The organism is Streptomyces sp. NPDC059037, from assembly GCF_042740015.1.
Classification (GTDB): Bacteria; Actinomycetota; Actinomycetes; order Streptomycetales; family Streptomycetaceae; genus Streptomyces.
The window spans coordinates 1-19,211 of the sequence record NZ_JBHYIG010000191.1; the positions used below are offsets into that span (position 1 = coordinate 1).

At 71.5% G+C, this 19,211-nt stretch carries 19 protein-coding genes and 1 pseudogene; 6 read left to right on the forward strand and 14 right to left on the reverse strand.

The window, feature by feature from the left end:
- Positions 1-54: 54 nt before the first annotated feature.
- From ACFWY6_RS30970 to ACFWY6_RS30980, 3 genes are all read right to left on the reverse strand, one after another.
- Positions 55-1,557 carry a SulP family inorganic anion transporter gene (locus tag ACFWY6_RS30970; protein ID WP_384697279.1) on the reverse strand — a complete coding sequence of 501 codons (1,503 nt, stop codon included), beginning with the start codon at positions 1,555-1,557 and terminating at the stop codon, positions 55-57.
- 141 nt (positions 1,558-1,698) lie between these two features.
- The gene (locus ACFWY6_RS30975) at positions 1,699-2,073 is read right to left on the reverse strand and encodes a hypothetical protein (RefSeq protein ID WP_384697282.1); all 375 of its coding nucleotides are present in this window, start codon (positions 2,071-2,073) and stop codon (positions 1,699-1,701) included.
- Between the two features lie 171 nt (positions 2,074-2,244).
- Positions 2,245-3,681, reverse strand: coding sequence for a DHA2 family efflux MFS transporter permease subunit (locus ACFWY6_RS30980; RefSeq protein WP_384697285.1), 1,437 nt, complete (start codon positions 3,679-3,681; stop codon positions 2,245-2,247).
- 132 nt (positions 3,682-3,813) lie between these two features.
- On the opposite strand from ACFWY6_RS30980, the gene ACFWY6_RS30985 reads away from it, so the two are divergent.
- Positions 3,814-4,470, forward strand: coding sequence for a TetR/AcrR family transcriptional regulator (locus ACFWY6_RS30985; protein WP_384697288.1), 657 nt, complete (start codon positions 3,814-3,816; stop codon positions 4,468-4,470).
- A 69-nt stretch (positions 4,471-4,539) separates the two neighbouring features.
- The gene (locus ACFWY6_RS30990) at positions 4,540-5,556 is read left to right on the forward strand and encodes an alpha/beta fold hydrolase (RefSeq protein ID WP_384697291.1); all 1,017 of its coding nucleotides are present in this window, start codon (positions 4,540-4,542) and stop codon (positions 5,554-5,556) included.
- Positions 5,557-5,675: 119 nt separating this feature from the next.
- Here the strand turns inward: ACFWY6_RS30990 and pcaD are convergent, their stop codons facing one another.
- From pcaD to ACFWY6_RS31025, 7 genes are all read right to left on the reverse strand, one after another.
- Positions 5,676-6,791 carry a 3-oxoadipate enol-lactonase gene (pcaD, locus tag ACFWY6_RS30995; RefSeq protein ID WP_384697293.1) on the reverse strand — a complete coding sequence of 372 codons (1,116 nt, stop codon included), beginning with the start codon at positions 6,789-6,791 and terminating at the stop codon, positions 5,676-5,678.
- Positions 6,788-8,128, reverse strand: coding sequence for a 3-carboxy-cis,cis-muconate cycloisomerase (pcaB, locus tag ACFWY6_RS31000; protein WP_384697296.1), 1,341 nt, complete (start codon positions 8,126-8,128; stop codon positions 6,788-6,790). The genes pcaD and pcaB overlap by 4 nt, the downstream gene beginning before the upstream one ends.
- Positions 8,125-8,679 (reverse strand): protocatechuate 3,4-dioxygenase subunit alpha, encoded by a 555-nt coding sequence (gene pcaG, locus ACFWY6_RS31005; RefSeq protein WP_360780295.1) that lies wholly within the window; start codon positions 8,677-8,679, stop codon positions 8,125-8,127. Before pcaG ends, pcaB begins: the two co-directional genes overlap by 4 nt.
- The gene (gene pcaH, locus ACFWY6_RS31010; RefSeq protein ID WP_384697298.1) at positions 8,679-9,449 is read right to left on the reverse strand and encodes a protocatechuate 3,4-dioxygenase subunit beta; all 771 of its coding nucleotides are present in this window, start codon (positions 9,447-9,449) and stop codon (positions 8,679-8,681) included. Before pcaH ends, pcaG begins: the two co-directional genes overlap by 1 nt.
- 63 nt (positions 9,450-9,512) lie before the next feature.
- The gene (locus tag ACFWY6_RS31015; RefSeq protein WP_384697328.1) at positions 9,513-10,715 is read right to left on the reverse strand and encodes a thiolase family protein; all 1,203 of its coding nucleotides are present in this window, start codon (positions 10,713-10,715) and stop codon (positions 9,513-9,515) included.
- 2 nt (positions 10,716-10,717) lie between these two features.
- Positions 10,718-11,365 carry a CoA transferase subunit B gene (locus ACFWY6_RS31020; protein WP_384697301.1) on the reverse strand — a complete coding sequence of 216 codons (648 nt, stop codon included), beginning with the start codon at positions 11,363-11,365 and terminating at the stop codon, positions 10,718-10,720.
- The gene (locus tag ACFWY6_RS31025) at positions 11,365-12,147 is read right to left on the reverse strand and encodes a CoA transferase subunit A (RefSeq protein WP_384697304.1); all 783 of its coding nucleotides are present in this window, start codon (positions 12,145-12,147) and stop codon (positions 11,365-11,367) included. The genes ACFWY6_RS31020 and ACFWY6_RS31025 overlap by 1 nt, the downstream gene beginning before the upstream one ends.
- A gap of 161 nt (positions 12,148-12,308) precedes the next feature.
- On the opposite strand from ACFWY6_RS31025, the gene ACFWY6_RS31030 reads away from it, so the two are divergent.
- Positions 12,309-12,776 (forward strand): MarR family winged helix-turn-helix transcriptional regulator, encoded by a 468-nt coding sequence (locus ACFWY6_RS31030; protein ID WP_384697307.1) that lies wholly within the window; start codon positions 12,309-12,311, stop codon positions 12,774-12,776.
- A gap of 2 nt (positions 12,777-12,778) precedes the next feature.
- Here the strand turns inward: ACFWY6_RS31030 and ACFWY6_RS31035 are convergent, their stop codons facing one another.
- Complete coding sequence (locus tag ACFWY6_RS31035) at positions 12,779-13,732, reverse strand: DUF3048 domain-containing protein (protein ID WP_384697310.1); 954 nt, start codon at positions 13,730-13,732, stop codon at positions 12,779-12,781.
- A 75-nt stretch (positions 13,733-13,807) separates the two neighbouring features.
- Positions 13,808-15,592, reverse strand: a complete 1,785-nt coding sequence (locus tag ACFWY6_RS31040; RefSeq protein ID WP_384697313.1) for an FAD-dependent oxidoreductase — start codon at positions 15,590-15,592, stop codon at positions 13,808-13,810.
- 226 nt (positions 15,593-15,818) lie between these two features.
- Between ACFWY6_RS31040 and ACFWY6_RS31045 the strand changes: the two genes are divergently transcribed.
- Complete coding sequence (locus ACFWY6_RS31045) at positions 15,819-16,088, forward strand: hypothetical protein (protein ID WP_384697316.1); 270 nt, start codon at positions 15,819-15,821, stop codon at positions 16,086-16,088.
- Positions 16,089-16,096: 8 nt separating this feature from the next.
- Positions 16,097-16,471, forward strand: a complete 375-nt coding sequence (locus ACFWY6_RS31050) for a hypothetical protein (protein ID WP_384697319.1) — start codon at positions 16,097-16,099, stop codon at positions 16,469-16,471.
- Positions 16,472-16,490: 19 nt separating this feature from the next.
- Here ACFWY6_RS31050 and ACFWY6_RS31055 read toward each other — a convergent pair whose 3' ends face one another.
- On the reverse strand, positions 16,491-17,552 hold the full coding sequence (locus tag ACFWY6_RS31055; protein ID WP_384697322.1) for an ATP-dependent DNA ligase: 1,062 nt from the start codon (positions 17,550-17,552) through the stop codon (positions 16,491-16,493).
- Between the two features lie 89 nt (positions 17,553-17,641).
- Between ACFWY6_RS31055 and ligD the strand changes: the two genes are divergently transcribed.
- On the forward strand, positions 17,642-18,655 hold the full coding sequence (gene ligD / locus ACFWY6_RS31060; protein ID WP_384697325.1) for a non-homologous end-joining DNA ligase: 1,014 nt from the start codon (positions 17,642-17,644) through the stop codon (positions 18,653-18,655).
- 49 nt (positions 18,656-18,704) lie between these two features.
- Here the strand turns inward: ligD and ACFWY6_RS31065 are convergent.
- Positions 18,705-19,211, reverse strand: a pseudogene (locus ACFWY6_RS31065) (hypothetical protein); the annotation flags it as partial.

Below are 19,211 nucleotides of genomic sequence, written 5' to 3' on the forward strand. Positions count from 1 at the left end.
ATCTTGTACGGGGTCTGGGGCGGAGCCCCAGTTCGGGACGACCACCGGGTGCGGCTACCCGCCCGAGGCGACCCTCACCGGCTCGGTCCCTTCCGCACTGTGCCGCGCGGCCCAGTTCTCCAGCGACGTCCGGCACGCGTGATCCAGATGCCGCAGCCCCGTGAGGTCCAGCTCGATCGGCCGGTCCTGGGGCAGCGCCTCCAGCGCGTCGAGCAGCTTCGGCAGCCGCAGGAACGTGGCATTGCCGGACAGGTGCGCCCGGATCGGCCCGGCGCCCTTGTCGACGACCTCCACGTGCACATGGGACGTCTCCCACGCCGTCTTGATGACGGCGAGGGCGAGGCCGATGAGGACGCCCTCGAACATGCTCACCGAGACGATCGCCACGGCCGTCACGGCCAGCACGACCGCCTCGCCACGGTGCTCACGCCACAGCTGCGCCAACTGCCGTACGGGAACCAGCTTGCAGCCCGCGTGCACGAGGACACCGGCGAGCGCGGCGACCGGGATGAGACCGAGCGCGGCGGGCAGCAGCGCGGCGAAGAGCAGCAGCCACACGCCGTGCAGGACGCGCGACGCCTTGGTCCGCGCCCCCGCCTGCACATTGGCCGCGCTGCGGACGATGACGGCGGTCATCGGCAGCGCGCCGAGCAGCCCGCACACGGTGTTGCCCGCGCCCTGGGCCATCAGTTCCTTGTCGTACGACGTACGCGGACCGTCGTGCAGCCGGTCCACCGCGGCCGCGCTGAACAGGCTCTCCGCGGAGGCGATCAGGGCGAAGGCGAGCACGGTGCCGATGGCGCCGACTCCGGCCAGTTCGCCGAAGGCGGCGGCGTCCGGCAGCTGTACCGCCTCGACGAGCCCCTGTACCTCGACCGTGGCCACGGGCAGCGAGAAGAGCAGCGAGGCGCCCGTGGCGAGCGCGACGGCGGCGAGCGGCGCGGGCACCACGCGGACCTTCGCGGGGAGCCTGCGCCACAGCACGAGGACGGCGACGGAGCCCGCGCCGAGCCCGAAGGCGGTCAGCGCGCGCCCCGAGCCGAAAATGTCGCCGAGCAGCCCGGGAAGACCGGCGATCTTGCCGAGCCCGCTCGCGGGGGCTTCGAGGTCCGCCATGGCGTACAACTGCCCGGCGATCAGGACGAGTCCGATGCCGGCGAGCATGCCCTCGACGACGGCCACGGAGATGGCCCGGAAGAAGCGGCCGAGCCGCAGCGCGCCCATGGCGAGCTGGAGGATCCCGGCGGCGAACACGAGGGCGCCGAGCGCCGCGATGCCGAACTCCTGGACGGCTTCGTAGACGAGGACGGTGAGTCCGGCGGCGGGGCCGCTCACCTGGAGGCTGCTGCCGGGAAGGAGGCCGGTGACGATGCCGCCGACGATGCCGGTGATCAGGCCGAGTTCGGCGGGTACCCCGGAGGCGACGGCCACGCCGACACACAGTGGAAGTGCGACGAGGAAGACGACTACGGAGGCGGCGAGATCGTGCCGCGCGTCGCCCGGGGACCGGAAGAGCGAGCGGGCGCGGTCGAGTGGAGAGGCAGGGGATTGCTGCATGTCGATGACTCCTGAGCGCCGTGGGGGGCGCATCGGTGTGACGTGGACGTGTCGGTTCCGGCGAGTGCGTGCGGTCGGTTCACGCGCGCGTGGCGCCCGGATGGGCCACGCGCGTGGACGTCGTCGTGCCGGAGGGGCCGATCAGCAGCGGAAGACCTGGAGGAGCGCCGGTAGTTCGCGACCCGCGGGTCTTGACTCGGCGTAGGCGGAGACGGCCGGGCGGTACGCGCGCGTGGCGTCGTCCTGGGACGTGAGCGTCCCGGTGTCGGCGCGCACGACGGAGTCGGGGGTGAGGTCGCGGCAGTTGGGGCGGCCGCGGGCCCGGAAGTGCTCTGAGGTCTCTTCCGGGTCCGATTCGTCGCCGCAGTGCGCGTAGGGCGCGGTGGCCGCCGCCGTGCGGGACTCCGTGCCGGACGCGGGTCCGTTGACCCCGTGCGCGAAGAACTGGACGATCACCATGACCACGGCGATCAGCGCCGCGGGCAGCGCCCCTCGGCGTACTCCGGCTCCCGTCACAGTGGCAAAGTCCTCACGTGGCTGCGTAACTCGCATCGTCTCCAAGTAACTTAACCTGCGAATGTGTCACCCGGGTGACCTGGTGGTGACATGACGCGATAGTCACCCCTCGATCGTGCGTACGTGGCGCATTTGTGCCGGACACGGCCCTGGGACCGTGCCCGGCACCGTTCAGTGGGCGTGCGGTCCGCCCGTCATCTGCGGCTTCCCGCGCGGTACGAGCACGAAGGTGGCGGCCGTGCTGACCGCGGCCGCGACGGCGCACACCAGGAACGCGTTCGCGAATCCGCCGCTCGTCCCGCCCTCGATGCCGGACGCGGCGACCGTGGAGACGACGGCGACGCCCACCGAGCCGCCCACTTCGTGGAAGGTGTTCACCACGCCGGACGCGACGCCCGCATCCTCGGGGTCGATGAACCCCAGTGCGGTGGTCGTGGCCGCGACGAACACCGAGCCGAGTCCCAGTGCCGCCACGGACATGCCCGGCGCCACGACCGCCCACGTGCTGCCGTCAGGGCCGACGCCGGTGAGCAGGCCGGTGCCGGCCGCCGCGAGCGCTAGCCCCACCGCCGCCGTGGCCCGCGCCCCCACCCGGCCCACGAACTGCCCGCCCAGGTGCGCGCCGACCGCCGTGGCGACGGCGACCGGAAGGAACAGCACCCCGGTCCTGAGGGCGCTGTGGCCGCGTACCTCCTGAAGAAACACGGACCCCAGGAAGAACAGCGAGATCAGCAGCGCGGTGGCGACCAGCATCAGATACGAGCCCACGACGACCGGCCGGCGCCGGAGCACCGCCAGGTCGATCAGCGGCGTGCGCTGGACGCGCTCGACGGCGACGAACACTCCGTAGAGCGCCGCCGCGACGGCCACCGGAATCAGCGTCCGCGGATGCGACCAGCCCGTGTCGCCCGCCGTGACGAGGCCGTAGATCAGCGCCCCCGTACCAGCGGTGACCAGGAGCGCACCCGGCACGTCCAGACGGGCCGGGCGCGGTGCGCGGGCGGGGACGACGGCGGGCAGGGCGAGCAACAGGGCCGCCCCTATGGGCACGTTGACGTAGAAGATCCACTCCCAGCCCGGTCCGTCGGTCAGGACCCCGCCGAGCAGGACGCCGAACGCCGCGCCCGCGCCGCCGATCGCCGCCCAGACGCCGAGCGCGCGATGGCGGTCGCGGCCGTGGAAGGACGTGGTGACGATCGCGAGGGCGGCCGGGGAGAGCAGCGCGGCACCGATGCCCTGCGCGGTGCGTCCCGCGAGGAGCGTCGTCGCGTCCGACGCGAGCCCGGTGACGAGCGAGGCGACCGTGAAGAGGGCGAGCCCGGCGAGCAGGGTGCGGCGCGCCCCGAGGACGTCGGCGAGCCGCCCGCCGAGCAGCATCAGGCCGCCGAAACACAGGGTGTACGTCGTGACGACCCAGGTCAGGGCGGTCCGGCCGAGGCCGAGATCGGCGGCCATGCTCGGCAGCGCGACATTCACGACGGTGACGTCGAGTACCAGCATGAACTGGGCCAGGCAGAGGAGTGTGAGCGCCGTCCAGGGGCGTCGGCCCGCCGGTGGCGGCGGTGCCGTGTGGTGCGCGGCGGCCGGGGGCGGGTGGGGATGCGTCATGGCGATTCCTGACCTGTAGGCGTGGCTTGACCGGGCGTCAGTCGACCGGGCGTGGCTTGACGCGACTGAACTGTACTGACTAGTTCATGTGAACTCAACTGTTCAGTTCAGTTGGCTGGTAGGGTGCGACGCATGAGAAGCGAGGGAAAAGGCACGGGTCGGGGCGAGGGGCCTTCGGGGCCGCGCGCGGAACGCAAGCGCGAGGCCATCGTCCGCGCGGCCCGCTCGCTCTTCCTCCGTGACGGGTTCGGCGTCGGCATGGACGCCATCGCCGCCGAGGCGGGCGTGTCCAAGGTGACCGTCTACAACCACTTCGGCAACAAGGAAGCGCTGTTCACCGCGGTCATCGCGGGCGCGCTCGACGAACCCCTCGCCGCGTCCTCATCGGTGGCCGCCCTTGACGGCCTCACCGCGGCGGACGACCTGCGCGGTGCGTTCCTGGACGCCGCCCGGATCTGGGTCGACGCGGTCCGCGACGACCAGGAGATGAAGGCGCTGCGCCAGCTGGTCGCCAGGGAGATCCACCGCTTCCCCACGCTGGGCACGGCATGGGAGCACCACGGCCCGGAGGGGCATCACCCCGCGATCGCGGGCGCGTTGCGCGAACTGGCCGACCAGGGCCGCCTCGTCGTCCCGGACATGGAGGCCGCGGTCATCCAGCTGTACTCCCTGCTGGTCTTCCCGCACCTGGTCTTCGGCTCGTACGGCACCGACATCAGCGACGATCTGACGGAGCGCCTGATCGTCGCCGGCGTCGACATGTTCCTGGGGTGCTACGGCGCCGGATAGCGCCCGAGTTACGCCACCCGAAACCCATCCGAAACCACCCCAACGCGCCGCCTGCCTACACTCCGGCCCATGGCGCGGATCCTGCCCTTCCAGTCCCGGCGGCTTCCCAGCGACGACGAGGGCGGGGGCACGCTGCGGTTCCGTACGGTGCACGGCTACCGGCGCGCGTACCGCATCGCCGGCGAGGGGCCCGCGATCCTGCTGATCCACGGCATCGGCGCGTCGTCGGCGACCTGGTCGCCCCTGATCGGCCAACTGGCCCGCACGCACACGGTCATCGCCCCGGACCTGCTCGGTCACGGCGCGTCCGAGAAGCCGCGCGCCGACTACTCCGTGGCGGCGTACGCCAACGGGGTCCGTGATCTGCTCGGCGTACTCGGCATCGAGCGGGTCACGCTCGTCGGGCACTCGTTCGGCGGTGGCGTCGCGATGCAGTTCGCCTACCAGTTTCCCGAGCGGGTCGAGCGGCTCGTCCTGGTCAGTACGGGCGGCGTGGGGCCGCAGGTCAGCCCCGTGCTGCGGGGGGTCTCGCTGCCCGGCGCCGCGCTGCTCCTCTCCCTGCTCGAACTGCCCGGCGCTGACCTGCCCGTGCGGGCGGCCGTCGGGCTGCTCCGGCTCCTCGACACCGGGCTCGGGCAGGACGCGCCCGAACTGATGGGCCTGGTCGAGGCGTTGCCGGACGTCTGGGCGCGGACCGCGTTCATCCGCACGCTGCGGTCGGTCGTCGACTGGCGGGGGCAGGTGGTGACCATGCTGGATCGCTGCTACCTGGCCGAGGGGATGCCGACGCTGCTCGTGTGGGGCGACCGGGACAGCGTGCTGCCGGTCGACCACGCGTTCACCGCGCATCAGGCGATGCCGGGCAGCCGCCTGGAGATCTTCGGCGGGGCCGGGCACTTTCCCTTTCACGCCGATCCGGCGCGGTTCGTGGGTCTTGTCGAGGAGTTCGTCCGGGGGACGGCGCCTGCGGACTGGAGCGCGGAGCGGTGGCGGCAGTTGCTGCGGGCGGGGCGGCCGGGGGAGGAGGCGTTTGTGGGGCAGCTGGAGCGGAGGTATCGCGAAGCGAGTGAGCGCAGTGCGACGTAGGGGCCGGGCGCCCTGGACCCCCCACCGTGGCTCGGTACCGGGGCTTCGCCCCAGACCCCGCTCAAGACCGCCGCTTCGCGGCGGATTCTTTCCCGCCCGCCCACCCGATTGCCCGGCAGTCAGCCCTCCTCCGCCAGCACCCTCTGCGCCACCGCGAACGCGGAATTCGCCGCAGGGACCCCGCAGTAGACCGCGGTCTGCAGCAGCACCGCCCCGATCTCATCGGGCGTCAGGCCGTTGCGGCGTGCCGCCCGTACATGCATGGCCAGTTCCTCGTAGTGGCCGTGTGCGACCAGCGCCGTCAGCGTGATCATGCTGCGTTCGCGGCGGGCCAGCGTGGGATCGGTCCAGATCTCGCCCCATGCGTAGCGGGAGATGAAGTCCTGGAAGCGCGCCGTGAAGGGCGTGGTGTTCCCCTGCGCACGGTCCACGTGCGCGTCCCCCAGGACCTCCCGGCGTACCGCCGTCCCGCTCGCCGCCGCCCCGCCGAAGTGCCCCCGCAGCGCGGCGACCACCGCGTCGGGACGTTCCGCCGGGGTCAGATGCGAGGCCCCGGCCAGCTCGGTCAGGGACGCGCCCGGCACCGCGTCGGCGATCTCGCGCGCGTGAGCCGGCGGTGTCGCCGGGTCCTGGCGCCCCGCGATGACCAGCGTGGGCGCGCCGACCTCCGCCAGCGCGCCCCTGAGGTCGTACGCCGCGAGCGCGTCGCAGCACGCGGCGTACGCGTCGGGGTCGGTGTTCCGGTGGTCGTCCACAAGGCCGGGCACCGTGAATCCGGGGGTGAACCAGCGCTGCGGCGCGGTCTCCGCGAGCGCGGCGAGGCCCTCGCGGCGTACGAGTTCCGCACGCTCCTCCCACGGCGCGGACCCGCCGAAGTGCGCCGACGCGCAGATCACGGCGAGGCTCTCGATCCGCTCCGGGTGGTGCACCGCGAGATGCAGACCGACGGCGCCGCCCAGCGAGACACCCGCGTACGCGAAACGGTCGATGCCGAGCGAATCGGCGAGCGCCAGGACGAGTTCCGCCAGGTCGGCGACGGTCGCACCCGGGCCGATCAGGTGGGCCGGCGACTTGCCATGGCCGGGGAGGTCCCAGCGTACGACCCGGTGAGCGGAGGAGAGTTCGGGCGCCACGGCGTCCCACAGGGCGGTGGAGGTGCCCAGGGACGGGCCGAGGAGGAGAGCGGGCGCGGTCGGGGCGCCCTCGATGGTGTGGTGCGGCAGCTTGGTGCTCAACGTCGCTCCAGGGCTCGGTCGGTGAGGGCGCCGGCGGAGCCGGTGTACCGGGTGGGGTCGGTGAGTTCGGCGAGGTCGATGCCGGCGAGGCCGACGTCCTTGAGCTCGGCTTCCTCGGCCAGCACGTCCGCGAGGGACCTGGTCTCGTCCCGGGTGCGGCGGGCCGCCGACGTGAGGAGTTCCTTCGCGCGCGCCCGGCCGACGAGCGGCGTCAGCTCGGCCGTCAGGCGCTCGGAGACGATCAACCCGTGGGTGAGGCCGAGGTGTTCGCGCATGGTGTCCGCGTGCACCCGGAGGTTCTCGGTGAGCTCCACCGCGTCCCGGCTCGCCCCGCCGACCGTGCGCAGGAGGTCGCGGAGGGCCTCCCACTCCGCGTGCCAGGCGCCCGCGGGGCGTTCGTCCTCGGCGGCCATCGAGGCGTAGAGCGTGGCCGCGAGCGCGGGCGCGCGGCGCGCCGCCGCCGCGATCAGCGTGGAACGTACCGGGTTCGCCTTGTGGGGCATGGCGGAGGAGCCGCCGCCGGTGCCTTCGGAGACCTCGGCGATCTCCGTACGGCCGAGCGTGAGGATGTCCACCGCCAGCTTTCCCAAGGCCCCCGCGGCGAAGGCAAGGGCCGATGCGAGATCGGCGACGGGCGAGCGCAGGGTGTGCCAGGGCAGTCCGGGTTCGGCGAGCGACAACTGCCGGGCATAGGCGGAGACGAGCCCTGCGCTCCCGCCGTACGCCTCGAAGGCCGCCAACGTCCCTGCCGCACCGCCCAGTTGCACCGGCAGCGACTCGCGCACCACCGCCGCCCTGTCCTGTGCGTCGAGGACCAGCGAGCGCCAGCCCGCCGCCTTCAGGCCGAAGGTCGTCGGGACCGCGTGCTGGGTCAGCGTGCGGCCCGGCATCACCGTGTCCCGGTGTTCTGCGGCGAGGCGGGCCAGTGCCCGTTCCGTGCGGGCCAGGTCGGCGAGGATCAGGTCGAGGGTCCGCCCCGCGATCAGCATCATCGCCGTGTCCATCATGTCCTGGCTCGTCGCGCCCCGGTGCACGTACGGCGCCGCCGCTTCCGGCACCGCCGCCGTCAGGTCCGCCACCAGCGGGATCACCGGATTGCCGCCGGCACGGGCGCGCAGCGCGATGTCGCGTACGTCGAAGCGGGCGGCGTCCGCCGCGGCGCCGACCGCGGATGCCGCGTCCGCGGGGGCGAGGCCCGCCTCCGCCTGGGCGCGGGTCAGCGCCGCCTCCGCGTCAAGCATCGCCTGCAGGAACGCCACATCCGACACCGCGGCCTCGGCGGGGGAGCCCGCCCGCCCCGGGGCGAGCAGGCCGCTGTCGTACTCCGCTGAACTCACTCGAACTCCAGGAACACCGTTTCGCCCTCGCCCTGAAGGCGGATGTCGAAACGGTACGTGCGGTGCGCCTCGGGGCGCGTGATCAGCGTCGCGCGCCGCCGCGCGTCGAGCGAGCCGAGGAGGGGGTCGCCCGGCTCGTCGGTCAAGTAGGCGCGTGTGTACAGGTGGTGGAGGAGGCCGCGCGCGAAGACCGCGACCGCGATGTACGAGACACCGCCCGGCGGGAGCGTACGGATCGCCCAGTGGCCGTCCGCGTCGGTCGGCACCCGGCCGAACCCGGTGAACGCGACGCCGTCGCGGCCGATCACCTCGCCCGTGACCGGGTCGTGCCGCAGCGATCCCGGCGCTCCCGTGCGGGAGCAGTCGGGCGCGGGCTGCCAGGTCTCGATCAGGGCGTCGGGCACGGGGTTTCCCGCGCCGTCGTACACATGCCCGTGCAGGGTGATCGTGTCCGGGTGGCCGGTCGGCGCGACTTCGCCGCCCCGCGGGAAGGGCAGCGCGTAGCCGTAGAACGGGCCGACCGTCTGGGAGGGCGTCGGAGCGTACGACATCAGTGGTTGCCGCCTTCCTCGAAGAGTGTCGCGGAGGGGCCGTCGAGGACGATGTCCCAGCGGTAGCCGAGCGACCATTCGGGGGTGGAGAGATCGTGGTCGTACGTCGACACCAGACGCTGCCGTGCCGCCTCGTCCGTCACCGAGCGCAGCACCGGGTCGTAGGGGAACAGCGGATCGCCGGGGAAGTACATCTGCGTCACCAGGCGCTGCGTGAACGCCGAGCCGAAGAGCGAGAAGTGGATGTGGGCCGGGCGCCACGCGTTGACGTGATTGCGCCACGGGTACGCACCCGGCTTGACGGTCGTGAAGGAGTACGACCCGTCGTCATCGGTCAGACAGCGGCCGAAGCCCGTGAAGTTCGGGTCGAGCGGGGCCGGGTGCTGGTCGAGCTGATGGGCGTACCGACCCGACGCGTTGGCCTGCCACAGCTCGACCAACTGGCCGCGCACCGGCCGCCCTTCACGGTCCAGGACCCGGCCGGACACGGTGATCCGCTCGCCCAGCGGCTCGCCCTGGTGCTGTCGGGTCAGATCACGGTCGAGCGCGGTGATGTCGGTGACGCCGAACGCGGGCCCGCTCAGCTCCACCGCCTCCGGGTCGCGCAGCGGGATCAGTGGCTGCTTCGGGTGGCGCAAGTGGCTGCTGCGGTACGGGGGATAGTCGCGCGGCGGGTGGTCGGCGGGCGCCGCCGAGGCCTGCGCCTTGGCGACCTCCGCGTCTATCTCCCGCTGGCTCATCCCGTCGGGCAGGGGGTTGGTGAGGGTCATGTCTCTCGGCTCCGTGAGTACGGCGTGGAACGGGTGAGGGCGGAACGGGTGGCGGGCGATGGATCAGCGTTCGAGGACGAGGGCGAGGCCCTGGCCGACGCCGATGCAGAGGGTGGCGACGCCCGTGCCCGTGCCGCGCCGGGCGAGCTGGTGGGCGACCGTTCCGGCGAGTCGCGCGCCGGACGCGCCGAGCGGATGCCCGAGCGCGATGGCGCCGCCCTGCGGGTTGAGGACGTCCGGGTCGAGGCCGGGCCACTCGGCCGCGCAGCCCAACACCTGTGCCGCGAACGCCTCGTTGAGCTCAAGCACGGACAGATCGTCGAAGCCCTTGCCCGCCTTCGCGAGGGCGCGGTTGACGGCATCGACCGGCGCCAGACCGAAGTAGTGCGGCTCGATCGCGGAGACGCCGGACGCCGACACGCGGGCCAGCGGCTCGCGGCCGGTGGCCTTCAGTCCCTCCTCGTCGACGCGGAGCAGCGCGGCGGCGCCGTCGTTCAGCGGCGACGCGTTGCCGGGCGTGACCGTGCCGTCCGGGGTGCGGAACGACGGCTTGAGCTTGGCCATCGCCTCCAGGGACGCATCGGGGCGTACGCATTCGTCGCGCTCGAAGAGAATGGGATCGCCCTTGCGCCGCGGGATGGCGACCGGCGCGATCTCCGCGCCGAACAGGCCGTCCTTCTGCGCCTGCGCCGCCTTGTGGTGCGAGGCGAGGGCGTACGCGTCCTGCTCTTCGCGGGTGATCTGGTGCTTGTCCGCGATGAGTTCGGCGCTCTCGCCGAGCGGCACCGTCCACTGCGGCTCCATCTTCGGGTTGACCATGCGCCAGCCGAGGGTGGTGGAGTACAGCTCGGTGTGCCCGGCGGGGAAGGGCCGGTCGCTCTTGGGCAGTACGTAGGGTGCGCGGGTCATCGACTCGACGCCGCCCGCCACGGCGATGGAGGCGTCGCCGAGTGCGATGGCGCGGGCCGCCTGGATGACGGCTTCGAGGCCGGAGGCGCAGAGCCGGTTGACGGTGACGCCGGGGACGGTCACGGGCAGCCCCGCAAGAAGCGCGGCCATCCTGCCCACGTTCCGGTTCTCCTCGCCGGCGCCGTTGGCGTTGCCGAAGTACACGTCGCCGATCAGCGACGGGTCCAAGTCGGGGGTGCGGGCGAGGAGTTCGCGGATCGCGTGCGCGCCCAGGTCGTCGGGGCGGACGCCCGCGAGCGCACCGTTGTACTTGCCGACGGGGGTGCGCACGGCGTCGACGATGTAGACGTCACGCAGGCTCATGAGGAGATCCCTTCGGGGACGTGGACCTTGGCCGCGGTCTTGGCGGTGATCTCGTCCACGCAGACGCCGGGCGCCAACTCGACCAGTTCCAGGCCGGTTTCGGTGACGTCCAGGACACCGAGGTCGGTGATGATCCGGTTCACGCAGGCCTTGCCGGTCAGCGGCAGCGCGCACTCCTGAAGGATCTTGGGCGAGCCGTCCTTTGCGGTGTGGGTCATCGCCACGATCACCGTCCGCGCCCCGTGCACGAGGTCCATCGCCCCGCCGATCCCGGTGATCATCTTGCCCGGGATGGCCCAGTTGGCCAGGTCGCCGCCCGCCGAGACCTGCATCGCGCCGAGCACCGCGACGTCGATGTGACCGCCGCGGATCATCCCGAAGGAGAGCGAGGAGTCGAAGTAGGAGGCGCCCGGCAGGACCGTCACGGTCTCCTTGCCCGCGTTGATCAGGTCGGGGTCGACCTGCTCCTCGCCGGGGTAGGGGCCGACGCCCAGGATGCCGTTCTCCGACTCAAGGACCACCTCCACCCCCTCGGGCAGATAGTTGGGGATCAGCGTGGGCAGGCCGATGCCCAGGTTCACGTACTGCCCGTCGCGCAGCTCGCGCGCCGCCCGCGCGGCCATCTCTTCACGCGTCCAGGCCATCAGCTGCTCACCGTCCCTCGTGCCGGAGGCGCGGAAACCGTGCGCCGTTCGATGCTCTTGTCGGCGGCCTGCTCCGGGGTGAGCGCCACCACCCGCTGCACGAAGATCCCCGGCAGATGCACGGCGTCCGGGTCGATCTCGCCCGGCTCCACCAGCTCCTCCACCTCGGCGATCGTGACCCGCCCGGCCATGGCCGCCAGGGGGTTGAAATTGCGGGTGGACTTGTTGAAGACCAGGTTCCCGTGCCGGTCGCCCTTCGCGGCCCGTACGAGGGCGAAGTCCGTGCGGATGCCGTGCTCCAGGACGTAGGAGACGCCGTCGAACTCCCGGACCTCCTTGGCGGGGGAAGCCGCCGCAACGCCGCCCTGTCCGTCGTAACGCCAGGGCAGTCCGCCCTCGGCGACCTGCGTGCCCACCCCGGCGGGCGTGTAGAACGCGGGAATGCCGGTGCCCCCGGCCCGCAGCCGCTCGGCGAGCGTGCCCTGCGGGATCATCTCCACCTCCAGCTCACCGCCCAGGTACTGGCGGGCGAACTCCTTGTTGGCGCCGATGTACGACCCGGTCACGCGGGCGATCCGGCCCGCCGAGAGCAGGACCGCGAGCCCGGTGTCCATGGCGCCGCAGTTGTTGGACACCACGCTCAGGCCCGAGACGCCCCGCTCGTACAGCGCCCGGATCAGCTCGTTCGGCACTCCGCTGAGGCCGAACCCGCCCACGGCGAGCGACGCACCGTCCCGTGCGTCGGCCACCGCATCGGCGGCCGAGGCCACCACCTTGTCCATCCGTCGAGCCCCATCTCTTCCAGGCCTTCGATGCCTTTGATGCCCCGCCCATTAATCAGGGCACTGACTATTTCCACGAGGTTGAACTTACGCTGCCACTCGTTCCCTAGGTCGTCAAGGGCGAGTATTGTTCAGTGCACCCACGGAAAACGGAGGCACTCATGGCCGCGGTGGACCTGACCACCCACCCCGGGCACCTGGCCCGGCGTCTGCAGCAGGCGCACTACCTGCTGTGGAACACGATGGTCTCCGAGGAGATCACCTCTCCGCAGTTCGCCGTCCTGAACGCGCTGGTCGCGGAGCCCGGCCTCGACCAGCGCACCGTCGGCGAGCGGGTCGGCCTCGACCGCTCCACCATCGCGGAGGTCATCAGCCGGCTCATCCGGCGCGAGCTGCTCGACAAGGTGCGCGATCCGCAGGACGGCCGCCGCTATCTGCTGCACCTCACCGCCGAGGGCAAGCGCACACACCGGAAGCTGACCGTGCGGACGGCCCGGATGAACCAGGTCTTCCTCGCCCCGCTCTCCGCCGACGAACAGACCGTGTTCTTCGATCTGATCCAGCGGGTGTCGGACGCGGCGGAGGGCCTCCGCCATCCCGGGGAGCCCCTCGCCGCCGGCAAGGCCTGACGTCACGCCTTGGCGTACACCACCCAGACCTGCCCCTTCGCGAACGGCAGCGGCTCGCCGTCCGGTGTGGTGAACTCCGTGCCGTCCTCCGCGTCGGGCCGCTCCCAGCGCGCCTCGTAGGCACGGCCGTCCCGCAGGACCTGCGCCTTGCCGGATCCGACGGTCTCGGTGAACGGGGTGTTGTTCCCCGAACGGTCCTGGAAGCGGGACTCGCGGACCGTTGCGTACTGCACGACGACGGTCGACGCCGCCAGGCCCTTGCCGTCGGACGTGACGGCCCGCTCCCCGTCCATGGCGATCAGCCAGCGCTCCTGCTCGGTCGACCAGGTGAAGGTGAACCGTGCCGCAGGGAAGCGGACGGTGCGCTCCTGCTCCGGGGTGCCGCCGGCCTTCGGGCGCGGGCCGAAGACGAAGCCCGTGCTCGACAGGCCGTCGCCGTCGCCCTGCTCCAGGCCGAGGGCTTTCGGACGTACGAAGAGATTGTGCGGCGCGGCCCTGTCGCCGTCGCGGAAGTAGGCGTCGGCGGGCGCCTTGCCGGGCGTCAGGCCACGCAGCGGTGCGTCGGCGATCAGCGGAAGCAGCTTCGACTGCGCCCCGGAGAACGCGAGCGCCGGGTCGTCGAACTGGCGCAGCAGCTCCAGGTCCGTCTCGCGCGCGCTGCGCACCGGACCGACGATCGACGGCAGCCGCTCCGGATCGCCGTACACGGCCATCAGCCGGCTGAGCCCCGCCTCCACCTGCTCGGCGTAGACGATGTCCGCCGCGTCGAGCCCGGTCTGCGGGCGCGCAGGGCCGACGTTGTCGATCTTCACCGCGAGCACGGGGCCGCCCCCCGATCCGTCCGACGGTGCGTTCCCGTCGCCTCCGGAGTCGTCCCCGAACGTGCAGCCGGGCGCGAGGGCGATGACGGCCACTGCCGCCACCGCCGTGCGCCGTATGTGTGTCCACCGTCCCATGGCGACCACCTACCCCGTCAGGCCCTTCCTTCAGCCTACGTCCACGGGTTCAGCATGCGGCCTGTGCCGACGGGCTCAGCCCAGATCGAGGGCGTTCGGCAGGCCGAGCCGGTAGCGGGTGCGGTCGTGGCGCTTGAGGAGCTCCACCGCCGGAACGCGGTACAGCGGAGTCACCGTGCAGCGTTCGGCATCCGACCCGACGCGCTCCAGGATGGCGTTCACCGCCTGGCGTGCCGAGGTGTTGGCGCCCTCCATCGTCGCCAGGTCGATCGGCACGGCCACGTAGTCGCCCGCCAGATAGAGATTGGGGATCTTCGTCTCGGCCGACGGACGGTTGTGGAAGGTGCCGACGGGATGGATGAGCAGCTCGTCCTCGTTGGTCGGGTTCGGCGTCCCGAGGCCGTCGACGCCCGGGTCCAGGAACCACGAGTGCAGTTTGCCGTCGCTCAGGACCGTCTTGCCGGTGTCGTTGAGCGCCGCCTTCAGCTGCGCCCACACCTCCTTGGCGACCTCGTCGCGCGTGCACTGCTTGGCCGTCTTGCCGTACAGGATCCCCGGCTTGTCCCACTCGGAGATGTCCACGGAGAGGCACTCGACGGCGACCCCGTCGCCGTAGTCGGCGGGGAAGTCGCGGTCCGGCCAGTGGCCTGCCTGTGCGATGCCCGTGAGCGACCACGGCGAGTCGATGCAGTTGAAGTGGCCGTTGACGACGGGCGGGTGCTCCGTCAGATAGAACTGGATGCCCGTCATCCAGTCCGTCTCCAGCTTGTCGCAGCGCGCCAACTGCGGGTCGGCAGCCTTCAGTTCGGTGCTCCACGTCTTGCGCGCGTGCTCCACCGGCATGGCCTGGACGTAGTGATCGGCGGTGATGTCGTGACGTACGCCGTCCGGATCCTCGACGACGGTCTTGGTGATGCGGCCGCCCGCGAACCCCAGGTCGCGCACGTTCCAGCCCATGCGGAACTCGACGCCCAGCGACTTCAGATGGGTCACCCACGGGTCGATCCACGCCTCGTTGGTCGGCGCGTTCAGGATCCGGTCGGGCGGGCCGTCCGCGCCCTGGCCGAGCGCGTTGAAGACGAAGGCCTCACCGAGCGTGCCGACGGTGCGGGTGCTCGCCTCCTCGGCCTTGGTCGCCACGATGTTGCGGGTGACGCCGATGGCGAGGATGCGCTGATAGTCCTTCGACATCTGCTCGGCGCGCACGAACTCCCACCAGGGCGTCGACTCCCAGGTGTCGTCGCGGCGCTCGTCGCAGCTGGTGAGGAAGACGAGGGCGCGGTTCACGAAGTACGCGGCCTCGTGGGCCGGCAGGTTGAACGCGGTGTCGACCAGCGCGGTCAGCGCCCGCCGGATGTCGTCGAGGGTGAGCTGCTCCGGCTCGCTGCCCGGCCAGGGGATCGGCATCCGGATGTCCTCGCGGCCGGTGCGCGCGAACGACATCTCGCGGGGCGCGGCGAGGTTGTCCCACACGCCGTTCGCGTTCCCGGGGAACGGGATGCGGCGCATCGTGTCCGGAAGGTTGTGGTAGATCCCGGGGATGAAGCGGAACCCGTGCTCGCCGGGCAGCGGCTTGCGGTTGCCCTTCGCGCTGTTCGGTACGTCCATGCTGCGGGCCTTGCCGCCGAGCGCCCGGCGCTCGTAGACCGTGACCGCGAAGCCGCGTTCGGCCAGTTCATGGGCCGCGGTCAGACCGGCGACACCGCCGCCGAGCACGGCGACCGACTGCCGCGCCTTCGGGGCCCGGTCGTCCGCCGCCGCGGGCAGTGCCCCCATGCCGAGCGCGGCCACGCCACCCGCCGCGGTCGCCCCCGCGACGAACGTACGCCTCGTGCTGCCCTCGGCTCCCGAGCGCCCCATGTCCCGTCCCCCTTACCGTAGGTAACTCCCGTATCAGGCGCAGGAGTTTACGGTCATGGCACCGTGGCGCGGAAGCGGCACGAGGGGGCGGGCGTGAAGGTTGGCGCGTTTGTGCCGCCGATGACCGTCTGCCACCTGCCGTCGCACTCTCCCTGGCCCAACTCAATGCAAGGCGGCGGGTGTTGGCGTGTGGTGGACGAGCCGACGATCCGGCTAACCTGCTCATATGGAGGGATGGTCCGTTGCGGCGATTCTGGCTGCAGGGAGCTTCGTGGGGGCAGCGGCCGGAGCCCTCGGCGCAGCGCTGGGCATGCGGTACCGCCGCCGTGACATCCGATTGCGGATGATGCAAGAGGCCGTTGCCGATTCAGTCTTTCGTGGACGTGACCTCACCGACGAGGAGCGCGAGAGGATCCGGCAATTCCTCGCGAGGGAACGCGACGAGGCCGACACCGAAGAGTGGTGGGTCGTAGGCGAACCCCCCGGAAACCAGTGAGCGTCGCGATGGCCAGGGCGAAGCTTCGTAAGCAGCGCATCACTCATGAGGAGTTCAGCGGGGCCAGCATCGCCGGACTCGTCGTGACGGTCGGCTACAACCTCGGGGCTGCGACTTGGCCGGGCAAAATATGCATCTGGTCCTCCCCCGTCCTGGTGCTGCTCCTGCCCATTCTCTTCGCCGCTGTCCTCAATCGCGTCGACAGCCGGCTTGTCGACTCGCAGTACAGGAAGTACGTCAAGGAGCTCAAGAGGATGGTCAAGGAGGCGACGAACCCAGAGCACCGGGCGGAGATCGAGAAGATGCTTCACGCAACCGAGAAGGACCAGGCGCAGCGGCTTCGCAAGCTTGCTGCCAGCCAGTACGAGGAAGCTTCCGAATAGCTCACCCGCGGTGCCCCGGCTACCGCAGCACATCCGCCAGGTCGTACCGGACCGGCTCCTCCAGCTGGGTGAACGTACAGCTGTCAGGGGTCCGGTCCAGGCGCCAGGTGCGGAACCGCGCCGTGTGCCGGAAGCGCTGCCCGCCCTCCATGTGGTCGTACGCCACTTCGCAGACGCGGTCGGGGCGCAGCGGCACCCAGGAGAGATCCTTCTTGCCCGACCAGCGGCTGGGGGCGCCCGGCATCCGCGATGTCTCGTGCGCGGACTCCTCCGTCCAGGCCGCCCAGGGGTGCCCTTCGGCGGACTCCATCCGCAGCGGCTCCAGCTCCTCCACCAGGTCCGCGCGCCGCTGCATGGAGAACGCGGCGCAGACACCTACGTGCTGCAGGGTGCCCCCGTCGTCGTACAGGCCGAGGAGGAGTGAGCCGACGATGGGGCCGCTTTTGTGGAAGCGGTAGCCCGCGACGACGCAGTCCGCCGTGCGCTCGTGCTTGATCTTGAACATGAGGCGTTCGTTCTGCCGGTAGCGCAGGTCGAGCGGCTTGGCGATGACGCCGTCGAGACCCGCGCCCTCGTACTGCTCGAACCACTGCCGCGCCAGCTCCGGGTCCGTGGTGGCGGGCGCGAGATGGACGGGCGCGGTGACCCCGTCGAGGGCCTCGGTCAGGCGGGCGCGCCGGTCGGTGAGGGGCGTGTCGAGCAGCGCCTCGTCGTCCAGGGCGAGCAGATCGAAGGCCACGAACGAGGCCGGGGTCCGCTCGGCGAGCGTCCGCACGCGCGACTCGGCCGGGTGGATGCGCTCGGTGAGGGCATCGAAATCGAGCCGTCCGTCGCGCGCGATGACGACCTCGCCGTCAAGCACGCACCGCTCCGGGATCCGCTCCCGCAGGGCCTCGACCAGCTCGGGAAAGTACCGGGTGAGGGGCTTGCCCGTCCGGCTGCCGATCTCCAGGTCGGCGCCGTCACGAAAGACGATCGCCCGGAAGCCGTCCCACTTGGCCTCGTACTGCATGCCCGGCGGGATCCTCGCCACGGGCTTGGCGAGCATGGGCTTGACGGGGGGCATCACCGGCAGATCCATGGCTTGATTGTGTCCCCGTGCGTCACCGCTTGCCCGGTATGCGACTTTCGTTCGCTGCGCCTAGCGTGACGGCATGGGTGGTGAAGCACATGGCCGGTAAAGCGGTGGAGCTCGACGCGGGCGGGCGGACGGTGCGGCTCTCCAGTCCCGACAAGGTCGTCTTTCCGGAGCGGGGCTTCACCAAGCTGGACGTCGCCCAGTACTTCATCGCGGTGGGCGACGGGATCGTCCGTGCCCTGCGGGACCGGCCCACCACGCTCCAGCGCTTCCCGGAAGGCGTCACCGGCGAGTTCTTCTACCAGAAGCGCGCCCCCAAGAACCTCCCCGACTGGATCCCCACCGGCACCATCGCCTTCCCCAGCGGCCGCACCGCCGACGAGATCTGCCCCACGGAGATCGCCGCCGTCGTCTGGGCCGCGCAGTTCAACACCCTCACCTTCCATCCCTGGCCGGTACGCCGTGACAACCCCGACCACCCCGACGAACTCCGCATCGACCTGGACCCGCAGCCCGGCACCGACTACGCGGACGCGGTGCGCGCCGCGCATGAACTCCGGTCTGTCCTTGATGAGTTCGGGTTGCAAGGGTGGCCCAAGACGTCCGGCGGGCGCGGCATCCACGTCTTCGTGCCCATCGAGCCGCGGTGGAACTTCACCGGCGTGCGGCGTGCCGTGATCGCCTGTGGCCGTGAGCTGGAGCGGCGCATGCCGGACGCGGTCACCACCGCGTGGTGGAAGGAGGATCGGGGCGAGCGGATCTTCGTCGACTTCAACCAGACCGCCCGCGACCGCACCATCGCCTCCGCCTACTCGGTCCGCCCCCGCCCGAACGCGCCCGTCTCGGCGCCCCTGCGCTGGGACGAGATCGACGACGCCGTCCCGCAGGACTTCGACATCGCCTCGATGCCGCACCGGTATGCCCAAGTGGGCGATGTGCACGCGGACATGGAGAAGCACGCCTTCTCGCTCGACGCGCTCCTCGAACAGGCCGACCGCGACGAGCGCGACCGGGGGCTCGGCGACATGCCGTACCCGCCCGAGTACCCGAAGATGCCGGGTGAGCCGAAGCGGGTGCAGCCGAGCCGGGCCAAGCACGAGGAGTGACCCGGCCGTGATCTGCCGGACAGGCCGGCCATGAGCCGCCGGACAGGCCCTAGTCCGTGAAGCTCGTCAGGGTCCCGCCGAGCGACTCCCAGCCCGTGACGCTCGGCCCCCACGCCTTCCCGTCCCACCACTTGTGGTGAAGAGCGGAGTCCGTGCCCGTGAGGAACAGGTCGAGGCGGTTGGGCTCCCAGGAGACGGCCGCCGGTGGACTCGTGCAGATGCCGCCGAGGGATTCCCAGCCCTTGACGCTGGGGCCCCACGCGCTGCCGTCCCACCATTTGTGGTGCAGCGCGGAGTCCGTGCCGACCACGAAGAGGTCGAGGCGGTCGGTGCCCCAGGACACGGCGGTGGGTGTGCCCTGGCAGATGCCGCCGAGGGATTCCCAGCCCTGCACGCTGGGGCCCCATGCGTTCCCGTCCCACCACTTGTGATGGAGCGCGGAGTCCGTGCCGACCACAAAGAGATCCAGACGGTTCTGCCCCCAGGACACGGCGGTGGGTGTGCCCTGGCAGATGCCGCCGAGGGATTCCCAGCCCTGCACGCCGGGTCCCCATGC